This is a genomic window from Methanoculleus sp. MH98A (genome assembly GCF_000691865.1).
Classification (GTDB): Archaea; Halobacteriota; Methanomicrobia; order Methanomicrobiales; family Methanoculleaceae; genus Methanoculleus.
In genome coordinates this window covers 20,169-34,768 of the sequence record NZ_JMIO01000001.1, presented here as the reverse complement: position 1 = coordinate 34,768, position 14,600 = coordinate 20,169, and the positions used below count along the sequence as shown (strand labels likewise).

Here is a 14,600-nt window from a genome sequence, read left to right as displayed (position 1 = left end):
TGCAACGTCCCGGGGCAGGGAGGTGTCGGCGGACGAATACATCGCGCAGTTCGAATACGTGATGGACGCCGTCGATCTCGGGGATTACCCGATCGTCTCGATATACAACGACGGCAATATCTTTAACGAACGCGAGATGCCGGTTGCCGCCATCGAGAAGATCTGCTCGTACATCGACGGCTACAAAAACATCAAGAAGGTGGTCGTCGAGTCGAGGATCGATTATTCCCCCGACGAGCACGTGGCAAAGATGAAGAAAGCCTTGAACGGGCGGCAGCTCGAGGTGGCGTTCGGGTTCGAGTCCGCAAACTCGCAGGTGATGAACCTCTGCATCAACAAGGGGTTCTCAGCGAACAACTTCGATCACTTCCATTCGAGGATGCAGGGGATGGGCGTGCTGACAAAACCGCTCCTCCTCGTAAAACCGCCGTTTCTCACCGAAGGAGAAGCGATAGACGATATCCTGCAGACCATCTCCTACTGTATCTCCCGCGGGATCGACTACGTCGACCTCGAGGTGACGACGGTCGAGAAGAACACCGTCGTGCACGAACTCTGGAAGAACGACCTCTACCGCCCGCCGTGGCTCTGGACGCTCGTCGAACTCCTGCAGCAGTGCCGGGAGCGGTTCGGGGATCGTGCCCACGTCTACGTCAGCCCCTGGAATTACTCGGTCGAGTCGCTCGACTGGGCCCGGAACTGCGGAAAGTGCGATGCCGAGATCACCGGGGCGATCCAGCGATACAACTCCCGTTTCGACACGACAGAGTTCGACGGACTGGACGGCCCGTGCCGGGAGGAGTGGAAGGAGGCCGTTACGGCAGAAGATTCCCGCACGATCCCGGAGCGGATCCGTGAGCAGCTGGCGTATATCCGAAGTACCCAGCTTTCTTCTTCGTAAACGCTTTTTTTCATCGATTGTGAGCCCGCCGTCCGGCGCCAGGGTCTCCCGGGCGTTTTTTGTGGGCGCGATGTTTCAAAGGAGCGAGAGCATGAGAACCCGTTAGTGGAGCGTCGCACCGGGGTTTCACGACCTGTGGGTATGGGGGAACTACAGATGTTCGCGACGGAGCAGAGACAGGGGAGGGGGCGTGCCCCCTTCGCACCTCCGGTGCTCAAGCTCGCTTCGCTCGCACTCCCCACCTGACGGTGGTCGAGCTCCGGTTCTACGAACCATCGCACTCCCCACCTGACGGTGGTCGAGCTCCGGTTCTACGAACCATCGCACTCCCCACCTGACGGTGGTCGAGCTCCGGTTCTACGAACCATCGCACTCCCCGTCGGCCCCTCCCCCATGGCGATATGCGACTGGCCGAAGGTGCGACGTTCCTCCGGAACGGAGTTTGAGCACCGCAAGGTGCGGGGGCAGGAGCACGAGCACCGAAGGTGCGTAGTCCCCACGGTCCACTATACGAGGAGACTCTGGAAAAGAACCGTGCACGGCTTTTCCCCCCGGCTTCGCACCTTCGCACCTCCGGTGCTTAAACTCCGTTCCCGAAACCCTTCCGGGTTTCTCCAGCTCCGATTCTGACGAACCGTCGCATCCTGAAGGAACGTCGTTCTTCGGTGCTCTAGCTCCGGTTCTCCGAACCATCGCTTATCGCCATGACTGCCCCTGCCCCTTGTGGGCGGGGTGCGACGGACGGAACGTCCGGAGCTTGAGAAGACCGTAGGTCTTCGAGTGGGGGCTATAGATATCCCTTTACGCGGTGGAGAGAGGATTAGAGGCTACCGCCGGAGCCATACGCGACTGAGACAGTAGCAAATGATCAGCCCCACCCTCAGCACCCGGAACGTATCACAACCCCACCCGCCCGGGATCGATCTCCTGCGCCGCCCCGGTGTCGATCGACTCCCATGCCGCGAACGTTGCGAGCGTCGTCGCGACGTTGCCGGCGAAGTCCGGCTCCTCACCCTTCACGAACGCCAGGAGTTCCTCGGCAAACCCCTTCTCCTGGGCGAGCCACCGCTTCTCCCTCGATGCCTTCCCCTCCCGCCGGAGTTCGAGGTCGCGGAAGTCGGTGATCCTCCCGACAGCGTTGCCGGCGAAGACCTCGACGGTCTCTTTGGGGTATGAGCGGTCGCCGAGCGTCGTGTAGGTGACGGTGCCGAGCGACCCGTCGTCGAAGGTCAGGGTCGCCTGGAAGTTGTCGTACTTCTGGATGGTCCCGGTCGGCTCGATCGCCCGGGCAACGACCTGGACCGGCCGTGCCCCGGTGACGTACTGCATGAAGTCGATGAAGTGGCAGCACTCCGAGATCAGCATCCCGCTGCCCTGCTCGTCGTCGTGCACCCAGTGTTCGGGCGGGATCTGCCCCGCATTGACCCGGTAGTGCAGGACGGCGGGGGTTGCCCGGTTTGCGAAGAACTCCTTCATCTTCACTGCAAGCGGGGAGTGGCGGCGGTTGAACCCCACCGCCAGCCGCCGCCCGGACTCGTTTCTGGCCTCGACGATCCGTCGCAGATCGTCGATGTTGGTGGCAAGCGGTTTTTCGACGAAGACGTCTTTTCCGGCGTGCAGCGCCTCGATCGCCATCGGCGCGTGCAGGTCGTTTCTCGTCGCGATCATCACCGCGTCGATATCGGGGTCGTCGAGGATCCTGCGGTAATCGGTGGTGCAGTAGGCAAACCCGTACTTCTTCGCGACCGTCTGCGCCGAGAGCCCCGTCGCGGTCGCAAGCCCCCCGAGGTTCACCGGGAGGGCGGAGAGGTGCGGATAGAGGGCGCTCTGGGCGTGGACTCCGGCGCCGATGCACCCGAGCGACCGGGCCGCGGCCGGGACCTTCCGCCCCCTCCCGCCGGGCTTTGCGAGGCTGACGACGGTGCCGGAGGCACCCGCACCGTTCGGGCTGTACTGCAGGAGAACCCCGATGAACCGCTCCTTTCCGGCATTGATGAGGTCGTAGGCCCCCGGCGCGTCGTCGAGCGGGAAGGTGTGCGTGATCAGGCGGTCGAGATCAATCTTCTTCTGCCGCACCAGTTCGAGAAACGCCTCCATGTTCCTCTTCTCCGTCCACCGGACGTAGATCGGGTAGTCGATCCCCCGCTCCTCGTAGTTTCTGTCGTAGCGGCCGGGGCCGTAGGAGCGGGAGACGACGACCTCCGCCTCCTTCTCGTAGAAGACGTCCCGGGGCACGTCCATGCCGACGTTCCCGACGACCACGACCCTGCCCTTATCCCTGACCAGGCGGCCGGCGGCCTCGATTGGGGCGCTTGACCGGGTGGCTGCGGTGATGACGACCGCGTCCGCCCCGAACGGCGATAACCCCCGCGCCCTCTCGAAGAGGCCGTCGTAGTTCGAGACGACGTCCGCACCGAGGTCCGCCGCAAGCGCAAGTTTTTCGGGGTCGATATCGATCCCGATCACCCGGCACCCCGCGGCTTTGAGGATCTGCACTGAGAGAAGCCCGATCAGCCCGAGCCCGATCACCGCGACGTTTTCGCCCACCGAGACTTCGGCGTTCCGGACGCCGTGCATCGCGATCGACCCGACGGTCGTGAACGCCGCTTCCTTAAAGCCGACACCGTCGGGGATCCTGACGCAGAGGTTCTTTGGAACCGAGACGTACTCGGCATGCACCGCGTACCCTGCTCCGGCGCAGGCGACGCGGTCGCCGACCTCGAACTCGTCGGATGCCGTCGTCACCACCGTGCCCGCACAGCTGTAGCCGAGCGGTTCGGGTTTTGCAAGACGGCTCATCGCCTGCCGGTAGGCCGAGAGAGGGCCGTCCGTCCCCACTTTCTGGAGGACTTTTCTCACGTCGTCGGGGCGTGCCTTCGCCTTGCCGACGAGCGACTGCTGTGCGAGATTGATCAGCGACGACTCCGTGCCGGCGCTGATGAGGGAGTAGGCGTTCTCGACGACGACCCCCCTCGTTACGGCGGGAACGGGAACGTTCTCCACCTGGATAGACCCTGACTGCAGATCGAGCAATACCTGTTTCATGTGGATTCCCCCCAGATTCCCGACTGGCTGAGACAGTCGAGCACTTCCGAGGTCATGAAGAGATCGGGAAAGTTATTCGACGGTTCCACGGTCGACGACCGGATTCCGAGCACCCGGCAGAGGGCTTCGAAGGACCGCGTCTCTGCGGTTTCGCCGTACCGCCTGCGGGCGATCTCGCGGTACATGCCGTAGCCGAACCGGAACGCCCGGTGCCGTAACGGGTAGTGCCCGAGCGACGCCGTCTTCGCTGCCGTGGCGACGGACGGGACGAGGCCGGGCCAGGAGCCCGGTTCCCACCGGGGTGCAAGCCCCCGCACGTCCTTTTCAAGCCGGCCAAGGCAGAGATCGGCGTGTTCCCGGTAACGGTCGTCCGTCCGCGAGGCGTAGACAAAGGAAGCGTGGGCGAACGCGTACGCCCCGGAGAGGTAGTAGGCGAACGAAAGGCCGCTTCTCGACCAGTCGAACCGCCCGTCGGGGCGCTGGGCGTCCGCGAGCCATCGCACGCCCTTTGCGATGCTTTCGTCGATCCGCTCGTCGCACAGGACGTCGTTTGCCTTTGCGAGGTAGTAGATCGTCACCCCCTGGTAGTGCACGCAGGGGAGGTCGAATACGAAAGGGTAGGTCCCCTTATCGACCGCGTAGGGGTAGACGCCGTCGGGGCGCTGGTGGCGGACGACGTTCTCCGCCGCCCGCAGCGCGGCCGCACGGGCTTCCTCGTCGTCGTAGCGCTCCGCGTACCGGGCAAGGAACGCCCCGCAGGAGGCGTCGACGTTCAGGTGGTCGGCGGTGTAGCCCCGGGACTTCAGGAAACATCCCGGGCTCCTCTCGGCGGCGAGGACATAGTCCCGGGCTTTGCGGAGCGCCTCCTCGTGCGGATACCGGTCCTCCGCCTCCAGGAGCGCGTCGCCGATAAACGCCGTGATCAGGGCCGACGGCTCGTTGTAGTTCACGTGAACCTCGTTGTAGGACCCGTCCGGGTTCTGGCATCCTGCGGCGTAGTCGAGGATCGGGCCCACGAGAGGGTCGCCGCCCGACCGGAGCATCGCTTTTACGACCTCGGCATGCACGCGGTTCCGGATAACCCCAAAGACCGGGTCGCGGATGTACGCGGTCTCGCCGTCGACGACGGCGAGGTCCCGGACCTCCCCGGCAACCCGGGAGAGAAGCGATCTTACGCGCCCGTCCATGTTATCCTCTCAATATGGTGCTTCAGTTTCAGGGCGACCGATCGCCGGTCGTAGTGCTTTGCAACGTACTCCCGGCCCCGGCGGCCCATCTCCTCCATCTTCTCCGGGTCGTCGAGAAGCGCCGAGAGTGTCGCGGCGATCGCCTCCGGCGTGTTGTCGGCGATGACCCCCGCACCCGACTCCTTCGCGAGATGGGCGATCTCGCCGTTCCCGCAACCGACGAAAGGTATCCCGCAGGCCATGTACTCGTAGGCCTTGGTGGGGGCGGCGTATTCGAGGTTCGCGAGCCTCTTTAAGGGTGCCACCCCCACGAGCGATTCGGAGAGCAGCCGCGGGATCTCCTCGCGCGGAAGGGTGCCCGTGAAGATGACGGAGTCGGTCAGGCTCTCCGCCTTCACCAGCCCTTCAAGGTTCTCCTTCGTGTCGCCGTCCCCGACGATGACGAACTTCAGGTTGTAGGTGCCGTTCATCGACTTGACGGCGAGGGCCACCTTATCGAGATCCTGTGCGTGCCCGACGTTCCCGGCGTAGATGATCTGCCGCTTCTTCCCGTTGTTCGCGGGACGGAAGATCTCGGTGTTGACGCCGTTCGGCATCAGTTCCATGGGAGCGGTAACCCGGTAGCGCGACGAGATCCTCCGCCCGAGTTCTTCAGTCGTGACCCCGACGAGATCCGCCCGGTCAAGACACATCTGCTCGAACTTCCGGCTCATCCTCTCGTAGAGGCTTCCTTCCCGGAGGAAGCCGAGGCCTATGGATGCATCGATCCAGAGGTCGCGGACATCGAGGATCCACTTTACCCGTGACGTCCGTTTCAGGACGTACCCCGGGATCCCGGTGAAGAGCGGCGGCGCCGACGTCATGATTGCGTCGAACCGGCTCCTGGTGAAGAGGAGCCAGAGTGCGGCGTGGATCGGGAAGAAGAGGTAGTAGGCCATTCTGCTCCCAAACCCCGGATCGCCGGTGCCCGGCTGCCAGGTCCAGAGGCGGACAACCCGGATCCCGTCGACCTCCTGCACGTCCGAGCGCTTCCAGGTACGGGAGAACGAGCCGGTAGGAAACGTGGGGTGCGGTGCAAGCACGGTCACGCCGATCCCGAGTCTGGCAAGGTGCACGGCGGTGTCATGTATTCGTGACGCGTTTCCCGATTTCTCCGGCGGAAAGTGCTGTGATACGATGCATACCTGTTTCATGCAACTCCTCGTGATCTCTGAATGGGGTCGTGGAAGGCCGGTCGACGGTTCCTGCCCTGCGAAACCGTGTACGGGAGGACTAAAGGAAGCCCTCCCGCCCGTTCGGAGAGAGCAGGGATATGGACGGCAGCGATGAGGATGCAATCGACCGCGCGGCGCCTGCAGGATACAGGCCTGTCGGGGCCGCGATATCTCCCGGAACCGTCTGCTGCACCGAAGAACCGTCGCCCAGCACGCGGACGGCAAAGCCCTGGTCGACCCACTTCTCGTGGTCGAGGATGTTCCGGGCATCTATGACGAGTTTCGTCCTCACCCTGAGCGTTGCCGGATCGAGTTTCCGGAAGCAGTCGTGATCGGTGAGGATGACGATGCAGTCGCTCCCGGCGGTCGCTTCCGGGAGATCCATGAGGGGATGCGCGAATTCCGCTGCATACGGGTCGTGGCACCGGATGGCATACCCTTCGTTCCCGGCGAGCTGGATGAATTTGAATGCCGGGCTCTCTCTGGTGTCGCCGACGTTGCCCTTGTAGGCGACCCCGAGGATGCTGATCGTCGGGTCCCGGACGCCGGCGAGCAGGCCGCGTGCGACACGCAGCACGTAGTTCGGCATGGAGTCGTTGATCTCCCGCGCCGTGGAGACCATCCTGCACCGGGTCGAGTTCTCGGTCAGGAACCAGGGATCGACGGCGATGCAGTGCCCTCCGACACCCGGGCCGGGGTTGAGGACGCTGACCCGGGGGTGCTTGTTTGCGAGGGTGATGGCCTCCCAGACGTTGATCCCACACTCTTCCGCGAGCTGGGCAAACTCGTTTGCGAGCGCGATGTTCACGTCGCGGCAGGTGTTCTCCATCAACTTGACGAATTCCGCCGTCCTCGTGTCGGTCTGGTATATCTGCCCGCGGACGAAGGTCTGGTAGATCGCGGTCGCGCGGTCGGTGGAGTCCCGGTCGTAGCCGCCGATGATGCGGCTGTTACCCGTCATCTCCTGCAGGGTTCGCCCCGGTATCGCCCGCTCGGGGCAGTGGGCGTAGAGGAAGTCTCCGACGGCAACACCGCTCTTCTCGAGTCTCGGAATGACGACCCGTTCGCTGGTTCCGGGAGGGACGGTCGATTCGAGGATGACCAGGTTCCCTCCGCGAAGGTGGGGGGCGATCATGCCGGCTGCGCTCTTGACATAGGAGAGGTTGGAGACTTTCGTTGCCGGATCCAGGGGTGTCGGCACGGCAATCAGAAACACGTCCGCGGCTTCCGGTTCGGTGCTGGCGAGGAACCGGCTTTTGGCCTCGCTGTAAAGGTCTTCGAGCCCCGGTTCTGTGAACGGCAGGTTCCCGTTATTGAGGCAATCCACCACGCTCCGTTTCACGTCGACGCCCATGACATCCGCTCCGTGAGCCGCAAACAACAGTGCAGTCGGCAATCCTATGTATCCTAATCCCAGTACACAGATCTTCATGTGCATTCTCCTCGGGCAATCATTGGGGCCGTGCGGCGGCACAGACCATGACAATCATTTTTCCGGCGATTCCGTCGCCGTAAGGGTTCTTCCACCCGGGTTTCCAGGATTCTATCGAACGAACCGCTTCGAGTATTTTTCTTGAGTCGGCACCGACCAGGACGTTCGATCCGACGTCCAGCGTCTCGGGCCGCTCCGTGTCGTAACGCATCGTAGCACAGGGAATGCCGAGAACACAGGTCTCTTCCTGGACGCCGCCGGAATCGGTCAGCACGAGTTTCGCCTGCGACTCAAGCTGCAGGAACTCCAGGAACCCGAAGGGTTTGGTGAGGTTCAGTCCGTCGACGCCGATTCCCAGTTCCTTGATCCGTTTCTCGGTTCGCGGGTGGACGGGGAAGACGACCGGGAGGGAAAACTCCCTCTGCACCCCTTCGAGCCCTTTTAAGATCTCTTTGAGGCGTGTCCGGTTGTCCACGTTCTCTTGCCGGTGAGCGGTGACGAGGAAGTATTCACGGGGCTCGAGGTCGAGCTCTTTTAGTACGTTGCCCTTTTTCTCTGCTATACCGAGGTTCTGGTAGACCGCATCGACGACGGTGTTGCCGGTCACGCAGATCTTCCGCTCGGCGATCCCCTCCTGGAGAAGGTTATCTCTCGCGCTCTCCGTCGGGGCGAAGAGGTAATCCGAGATATGGTCGGTGAGCACCCGGTTGATCTCTTCGGGCATCCAGCGATTGAAACTCCGGAGCCCCGCTTCGATATGCCCCACCCTCGTGTGCAACTTCGATGCCGCGAGAGCCGCGGCCATGACGGTGTTCGTGTCCCCCTGCACCAGGACGACGTCGGGCGACTCCTTTACGAGGACGTCCTCGACACCGGTCATGATCTTCGCCGTCTGGCCGGCATGGGTGCCGGAACCCACGTCGAGGCTGTAGTCCGGGTCGGGAAGTTCGAGTTCCTCGAAGAAGAGCCGATCCATCTCGTAGGAGTAGTGCTGCCCGGTATGAAGGAGGAAGTAGTCAATACCTCGGCGTTCGCACTCCCTGATGACGGGGGACATCTTGATGATCTCCGGCCGCGTGCCGAGTATCACTCCAATCATTCTTCACGTCTCCTCTGCATCGTAGCGTTCATTCCAGCTCACCCCCGCATCCTTGCGACGAGGGCAAGCGCCAGGCCCAGCATGAGTGCGACGATCCCCGGGATCAGGAAGAGCGATGCAAGCATGCCCTGTTCGATCGGGACGAGGCCGGTTTCGCTGAATCCCCTGAGGAACTGGAGGAAGAAAAAAACTCCGGCAAACATCGCGGCAAGCCCGGGCAGGCCGATGTGGAGGAGAGGCTTTCTCTCCACGGCAAGCCAGAATATCGATCCGAGCACCTCCATCCCGTGAGAAAGGGGGTTCTTTGTGGATGTGTCGAAATCACCGTATTTGCAGTTTATCGGTGTCTCCCCGATGCGCAGGTGCCTCTCCTGGGCGATCCGGAGCATCTCCGATTCCGTCGAAAAATCGTCCATCCGAAGCGCACCGAGCATCGATTCCATGGTTTTTCTGTTCAGCGCCCGAAAGCCGCACTGTGAATCGGTTATCGAACTGCCGGTGCTGGAGGCGATATCGAGCACTGCCCGGCCGAACCGCCTGTAAAACGGCATCTGGTCGAAGGTCCGAAAGCCGATGACGAGGTCGGCGGTATCGGTGCGGATCTGTTCGACCAGGAGGGGTATCTCCCCGGGGTCGTGCTGGCCGTCGCCGTCCATGAAGACCAGGCAGTCGTAGTCGTGTTCGACTGCATACTTAAGAGCGCTCTTGATTCCCTGTCCTTTCCCCTTCCGGGCTCCGTGCGAGATGACGGTCGCCCCTGCGTCCCGGGCAACCTTCACGGTGTTGTCCGTACACCCGTCGTCTACCACCAGGACTTCGTCGGCGTGCTGCCGGGCTCGCAGGACGACGGAACCGATCGCGACCTCTTCGTCGAAACAGGGGATCGCCGCAAGCGTCCGCATCCTGCTCGTCCGTCGGGACACAACGGCGGCAGCCTCGGCGGTTTCGTTCACCACTCGCCGGTTTCCCGGAGCCGCCGGCGTCCTCAGGGGGTTGACCTGTTCCTGGACCTCACAGCGGAGGGCCGGGACGCCTGTCGCGCTCTCCTGCCCGATGTTCCGGGGGAGATGTCGTTCGATCCATCTGTCTCTCTCTGCATCTAGGTACTGCGGCAACGGCACAGTTGTTTCTTCGGCGAACCACCCCTCCAGGTGAGCGGGTGGCCTCGCCCGAACCGGATCCTTGTCGTACATCCACTTTCCCCTCTTGACGTACTGAAACGGGACTGTGCTGGCATATATTAATAGGTTATTATTAAACTTAACTGCTAAACTTTGCTAAAAATAAATGAAATTTGGTTTACTGTGGCGCCCCCAAAGCCGTATCTTACTACTTAAAAGTTCCGGCCCGGGGGAGGGTGTCTGCCGTCCTCCGGGCGGGGGGGATAAAAAGTTCTTACGCTGTGATTCCGGCTATGTTCGGTTATACCCGGTGATGCTTTTCGGAATGGTTAAGTGACATAGCTCCGGATGATGGGCGGAACGACTGTTTTCCCCTGCCGCACCGCTTCCGGAAGATCCACTGTCTGCGCCCTGATCCTTTCAAAACAGCGATAATAAGGGGGGTCGGTTTCCCGATCCCCTCTGGATCATAGTGCCCCATTGGGAGGTATTATATTCCGGGTGTGTCGGGCTGCCGGTGATCCGGCGCAAGGTGTGCGGAGACCTCCGCCATGAGGACGTGGTAGCGATGGCGGTCGGCCAGATGTCGGCTGCTCCTGGCGTCGATCGAAAGGGGCGCGAAGGGAATCCCGCAATCGATATCCCAGAGGATCAGCCCCTCGGGAGGAGCTGCAGCGACTCTTTGCTCCGCCGGCCCGGCAAGAAGCCGTGCGACCTCCCCGGCCCCGGCTTCGCCCCTTCCCACCCGTCCGAGCATCGTTGCCATGCACCTGACCATGTTCCAGAGGAAACTCTCGCCCGTCACCTCGAATACGGCGAACCGCCCGTCCGCAAAGACCCGTGCTGCGAGGATCCTCCGCTCGGGGTTCCGGTCGCCGGCACGGGCGAACGCCGAGAAGTCGTGGCGCCCGAGAAACTCCTGCGCCGCCTCGTGCATGGCGGCGGCATCACCGGGGGCAGAGAAGTAGTAGCGGTATGTCCTCGATACGGCGCTGTACCGGGGATGAAACCCTTCCGGAGCCTCGGCCCACCCCGTACACCAGATATCCGCCGGGAGCACCCGGTTCAGCGCTTCGATCGCCCGCTCCGGCTTATCGGTCAGAAACGAGCAGACCTGGGACCGGGCGTGCACCCCGCGGTCGGTGCGACCGGCGGTGGCGAAGTTCGCCTCCCTCCAGTCGTCGAAGAGCCGAAGAAGCCTGCAGGCCCCGATGAACTCGCCCTCCACGGTGCGGAGATCGGGCTGCATCTGCGAACCGAAGAACCGGTCCCCGAAGTACGAGAAGCGGAACGCCAGGTTCATCGGTGTACCGTCCGCCGGATTCTACGGAGGGCGCCCTTGAGGGACTGGCGGGTGTAGGTGTGCAGCGGGGTCATTCTCCCGCCCGCCATCGTCCGGCCTTCCCGGATCGCGGTGAGGATGGAGGCCACATCCGGCTCGGCCGTGACGTAGGTGACTCCGAACCCGACGTAACGGGCGTTGTGGGCGTCGCTCCCGGCAACGCCGGGTTTACCGAACTTCTTTGCTATGACTGCGGCTTTCCGGTTCGCCGACCCGGTGATGTAACGGCTGTTGAAGACCTCCACCGCGTCCACCGCGCCGATACCGGCTGCGAGCCTTCTCCCGACGCGTGGCGCCAGCGGTGGTATGGGTGCGGGAGAATCAGGAGAGCACCATGGGCACGTGCGACGGCGACGGTCTCGAAGAAGTCGAGACCCGCCGGGAGGGGTTCCGTGACGCCGAGTGCGAGGAGATGCCCCTGCTTCGTCGAGATCTCGATACCCGGGATCACGGTCACGGGGGTATCGCACTCGAGGGCGTAGAGGGCGCCCTCCACTGTGTCGTGATCGGTGATCGCGATGGCGTCGAGCCCGACCGCCTCCGCTCGCCGGAGTATTTCCTCCACACTGCTCTCTCCGTCCTTGGAGAACCTGGTGTGGACATGCAGATCGCACCGTAGCATGAGATCAGATTATTTGTCATCCTCAGAATAATAAGTGAAGTGTATGCACATTCTCCTCCCGACCGGATCGGCAACGGTCGGCATCGTGAAGTCGGCGGCCCGGCGATTTAGCGACCGCTATGAGATAGACGTGGTGGTTACCGGCGAAATTGCATCGTTTCTTGCCCCCGGAGAACTCCGGCGATTGCTTGCCGGCGGCAACTACAATATGGCGATCGTCTCCGGGATGTGCACCGCGTCGTTTGCCGACGTCGAGCGCGAGACCGGCGTCCCGGTCTACCGCGGCCCGCGGCATGCGGCCGATCTCCCGCTGGTTCTCTCGATGCTTGATACCGTCCGGCTCTCCAAGACCGTCCCCGCCGACGAGTTCCTCGCAGAGAAGCGTCGCGAGGAGGCCTGCCGGCAGGTGGCGCTCCGGGAAGCGGAGGCGGAGGCGGACTTCATCGTCCGCGGCGTGAAGATCGGCGGGGATTCGAGGATGAAGGTGCTCGCGGAGATCATGGATGCGCACAAGCGCGACGATCTCCTCGCCGACGTCCGGCGGTTCTTTGCCGACGGAGCCGATATCGTCGACCTGGGGTTCGGGTTCGATGCGGCTCCCGCCGACGTCGAGCGGTGCTTTTCGGCCCTCGCGGATATCGAGGGGCCTCTCGCCGTCGATACGCAGGACCCCGACCTCATCGCGGCGGCGCTCTCCCGCGCCGACCTGGTGCTCTCCCTGCACGAGGGGAATATCCCCGCCGTCGGGGGGGCGGTCGCGGATGCCGGAGCGGCGGCGGTCGTGGTGCCGTGCGAGCGGTCGCTTGAAGAGAACCTTGCCGCCGCGGAGGAGGCCGGGATCCGCTGCCTGATCGCCGATCCCCTCCTCCAGCCGGCGGGTTCCGGGCTGACGGACTCGCTTGCCGGGTTCGCCGGTGCCCCCCGCCCGCTCTTCTTCGGGGCGGGCAACGTCGTGGAACTGCTGGATGCCGACTCCCCCGGGGCGAACGCCCTGCTTGCGGGGATGGCGCACGAGGTCGGGGCTGCGGTCGTCTTCACGAGCGAGCACAGCGACAAGACGCGAGGGTCGGTCGCGGAGATGCGGCGGGCAACCGAGATGATGGCCCTCACGACCGATCGCCCGTACCCCAAGGACCTTGGGCTCGATCTCCTGATCCTGAAGGAGAAGCGACGGCGGCGGGAACCGCCGCTGGAGTACGGGAGCGTCGAGGATGCGCTTCCCATGCCCGACGAGATCGTCTACGATCCCCTGGGGTGCATCCGTATCGGTATCGAGGGGGACCGGATCGTTGCGGTCCATAAAGGCCGTGCCGTGCGGGGGAAGCGGTGGGAAGACGTCTTTTACACGCTTCTTGCAAACGCAAGCCTCTCCCGGCTCGATCACGCCGCCTACCTCGGGAAGGAACTCTTCAAGGCGGAACTCGCCATCAGGATGAAGAGGAGCTTCGAACAGGACGGACCGTTCTGAGCAGCCTGCTCCCGCAGATCCTCATGCGAGGCGGGGCAGGGACGGCCGGGATGCCGATCTCCGAAATTTATAACAATACTTATATAATTGTGCAGTTATTTTCCTGCCCGTGGCAGCGGCGAGCGGTGCCGAACCGTTCCGGTTCGATTCCGGAATGGTCCCGGCTGTTCTCCCTGCCAGGACACGTAAATGTGGTGAGACTGCATGAGAATGAATTCAACCATACTCGGGCTCGCAGCCGTCCTGGTCATCGGACTCGTTGCCCTGCCGGTTCTCGCGGCGACCGCCGACGTCGATATACGCGGCGGGGAGTACATCCCCGCCTCGCTCACGGTCGAGGGCAATACAGCGGTAACCTGGACGAATTACGATGAGGTGAGCCATACCGTCACCAGCACGGGCGGGGTCTTCGACTCCGGGCCGATCGAGCAGAACGAGACGTTCAACTACACGTTTGCCGATACGGGAACCTATCCGTACGGCTGTACGCTCAACGCCTCGACGCGGCGTACGCCCATGCAGGGAGTCGTGATCGTCGTCCCGGAGGGGATGATGGTCGAGGAGAACGGGAATGAAACCGGGGAGGAGCCGGGGAACATGACGCTGGCCGACCTGATCGCCGGGGACGAGAACCTGACTTCCTTTGCGGATGCGGTCGGGAAGGCCGGGCTCGCACAGACGGTGCTTGGCGCCGGCGGGCCGTACACGGTCTTTGCTCCGGACGATGCCGCTTTCGAGGCACTCGATAACGAGACCCGTACTGCGCTTTTAAACGACACGGAGATGCTTGATTCCCTGCTCATGCACCATGTGGTGAGGGGGAACTACACCGAAGAAGACCTGATGGAAGAGACGAACGTCACCGGGAACGAGACGGTTCTTGAGGCCCTCACCGGAGACAGCCTCAACGTCAGCGCGGCCGACGGCAATCTCACGGTAGAGAACGGCACCATCGTCGCCTCCGACCTTGCGGCCGAGAACGGCATCGTCCATATCATCGACACGGTTCTCGTGCCGCCGGATCTCCTGCCGCCGGAGAACGTGACCCCTGCGGAGAACGCGACCCCTGCGGAGAACGCGACCGTGGTTGAGAACGTGACCCCGGCAGCCCCGGATGAAGAGCAACGGGTCATCCCTTAACCGATCCCATTTTTCTCAAGACCCCTCCG

Annotated in this window: 10 protein-coding genes and 1 pseudogene; 3 read left to right on the top strand and 8 right to left on the bottom strand. The window is 63.1% G+C overall.

Translation table 11 applies throughout. The annotated features are described in order from the left end of the window. A partial coding sequence (locus tag EI28_RS00160; protein ID WP_048111682.1) for a radical SAM protein occupies window positions 1-901 on the top strand: 901 nt, incomplete at its 5' end. An 897-nt stretch (window positions 902-1,798) separates the two neighbouring features. On the opposite strand, the gene EI28_RS00155 is transcribed toward EI28_RS00160, so the two are convergent. The 8 genes and pseudogenes from EI28_RS00155 to EI28_RS00120 form a co-directional block, all read right to left on the bottom strand. Continuing rightward, window positions 1,799-3,946 (bottom strand): bi-domain-containing oxidoreductase, encoded by a 2,148-nt coding sequence (locus EI28_RS00155; protein ID WP_048111676.1) that lies wholly within the window; start codon window positions 3,944-3,946, stop codon window positions 1,799-1,801. Further along, the gene (locus EI28_RS00150) at window positions 3,943-5,133 is read right to left on the bottom strand and encodes a prenyltransferase/squalene oxidase repeat-containing protein (RefSeq protein WP_048111675.1); all 1,191 of its coding nucleotides are present in this window, start codon (window positions 5,131-5,133) and stop codon (window positions 3,943-3,945) included. The genes EI28_RS00155 and EI28_RS00150 overlap by 4 nt, the downstream gene beginning before the upstream one ends. Then, window positions 5,118-6,326, bottom strand: coding sequence for a glycosyltransferase family 4 protein (locus tag EI28_RS00145; protein ID WP_048111674.1), 1,209 nt, complete (start codon window positions 6,324-6,326; stop codon window positions 5,118-5,120). The genes EI28_RS00150 and EI28_RS00145 overlap by 16 nt, the downstream gene beginning before the upstream one ends. Before the next feature lie 79 nt (window positions 6,327-6,405). After that, on the bottom strand, window positions 6,406-7,779 hold the full coding sequence (locus EI28_RS00140; RefSeq protein WP_048111673.1) for a nucleotide sugar dehydrogenase: 1,374 nt from the start codon (window positions 7,777-7,779) through the stop codon (window positions 6,406-6,408). A 19-nt stretch (window positions 7,780-7,798) separates the two neighbouring features. Further along, the gene (gene wecB, locus EI28_RS00135) at window positions 7,799-8,878 is read right to left on the bottom strand and encodes a non-hydrolyzing UDP-N-acetylglucosamine 2-epimerase (RefSeq protein ID WP_048111672.1); all 1,080 of its coding nucleotides are present in this window, start codon (window positions 8,876-8,878) and stop codon (window positions 7,799-7,801) included. A 38-nt stretch (window positions 8,879-8,916) separates the two neighbouring features. After that, window positions 8,917-10,071, bottom strand: coding sequence for a glycosyltransferase family 2 protein (locus EI28_RS00130; RefSeq protein WP_231476493.1), 1,155 nt, complete (start codon window positions 10,069-10,071; stop codon window positions 8,917-8,919). Between the two features lie 418 nt (window positions 10,072-10,489). Beyond that, on the bottom strand, window positions 10,490-11,302 hold the full coding sequence (gene truA / locus EI28_RS00125; RefSeq protein ID WP_048111671.1) for a tRNA pseudouridine(38-40) synthase TruA: 813 nt from the start codon (window positions 11,300-11,302) through the stop codon (window positions 10,490-10,492). Further along, window positions 11,299-11,963, bottom strand: a pseudogene (locus tag EI28_RS00120) (CehA/McbA family metallohydrolase). Before EI28_RS00120 ends, truA begins: the two are co-directional and overlap by 4 nt. 43 nt (window positions 11,964-12,006) lie before the next feature. Between EI28_RS00120 and EI28_RS00115 the strand changes: the two are divergent. Together EI28_RS00115 and EI28_RS00110 are read left to right on the top strand one after the other, a co-directional pair. Further along, window positions 12,007-13,431, top strand: coding sequence for a dihydropteroate synthase-like protein (locus tag EI28_RS00115; protein WP_048111670.1), 1,425 nt, complete (start codon window positions 12,007-12,009; stop codon window positions 13,429-13,431). A 204-nt stretch (window positions 13,432-13,635) separates the two neighbouring features. Next, window positions 13,636-14,571: a fasciclin domain-containing protein gene (locus tag EI28_RS00110; protein WP_231476492.1), complete on the top strand. Its 936-nt coding sequence runs from the start codon at window positions 13,636-13,638 to the stop codon at window positions 14,569-14,571. Window positions 14,572-14,600 lie beyond the last annotated feature (29 nt).

Bases quoted from the DNA above. Each gene is read 5' to 3' on its own strand.
- EI28_RS00150 (WP_048111675.1), bottom strand. From the start codon at position 5,133: ATGGACGGGCGCGTAAGATCGCTTCTCTCCCGGGTTGCCGGGGAGGTC.
- truA (WP_048111671.1), bottom strand. From the start codon at position 11,302: ATGAACCTGGCGTTCCGCTTCTCGTACTTCGGGGACCGGTTCTTCGGT.
- EI28_RS00130 (WP_231476493.1), bottom strand. From the start codon at position 10,071: ATGTACGACAAGGATCCGGTTCGGGCGAGGCCACCCGCTCACCTGGAG.
- EI28_RS00140 (WP_048111673.1), bottom strand. From the start codon at position 7,779: ATGAAGATCTGTGTACTGGGATTAGGATACATAGGATTGCCGACTGCA.
- EI28_RS00155 (WP_048111676.1), bottom strand. From the start codon at position 3,946: ATGAAACAGGTATTGCTCGATCTGCAGTCAGGGTCTATCCAGGTGGAG.
- EI28_RS00145 (WP_048111674.1), bottom strand. From the start codon at position 6,326: ATGAAACAGGTATGCATCGTATCACAGCACTTTCCGCCGGAGAAATCG.
- EI28_RS00115 (WP_048111670.1), top strand. From the start codon at position 12,007: ATGCACATTCTCCTCCCGACCGGATCGGCAACGGTCGGCATCGTGAAG.
- wecB (WP_048111672.1), bottom strand. From the start codon at position 8,878: ATGATTGGAGTGATACTCGGCACGCGGCCGGAGATCATCAAGATGTCC.
- EI28_RS00110 (WP_231476492.1), top strand. From the start codon at position 13,636: ATGAGAATGAATTCAACCATACTCGGGCTCGCAGCCGTCCTGGTCATC.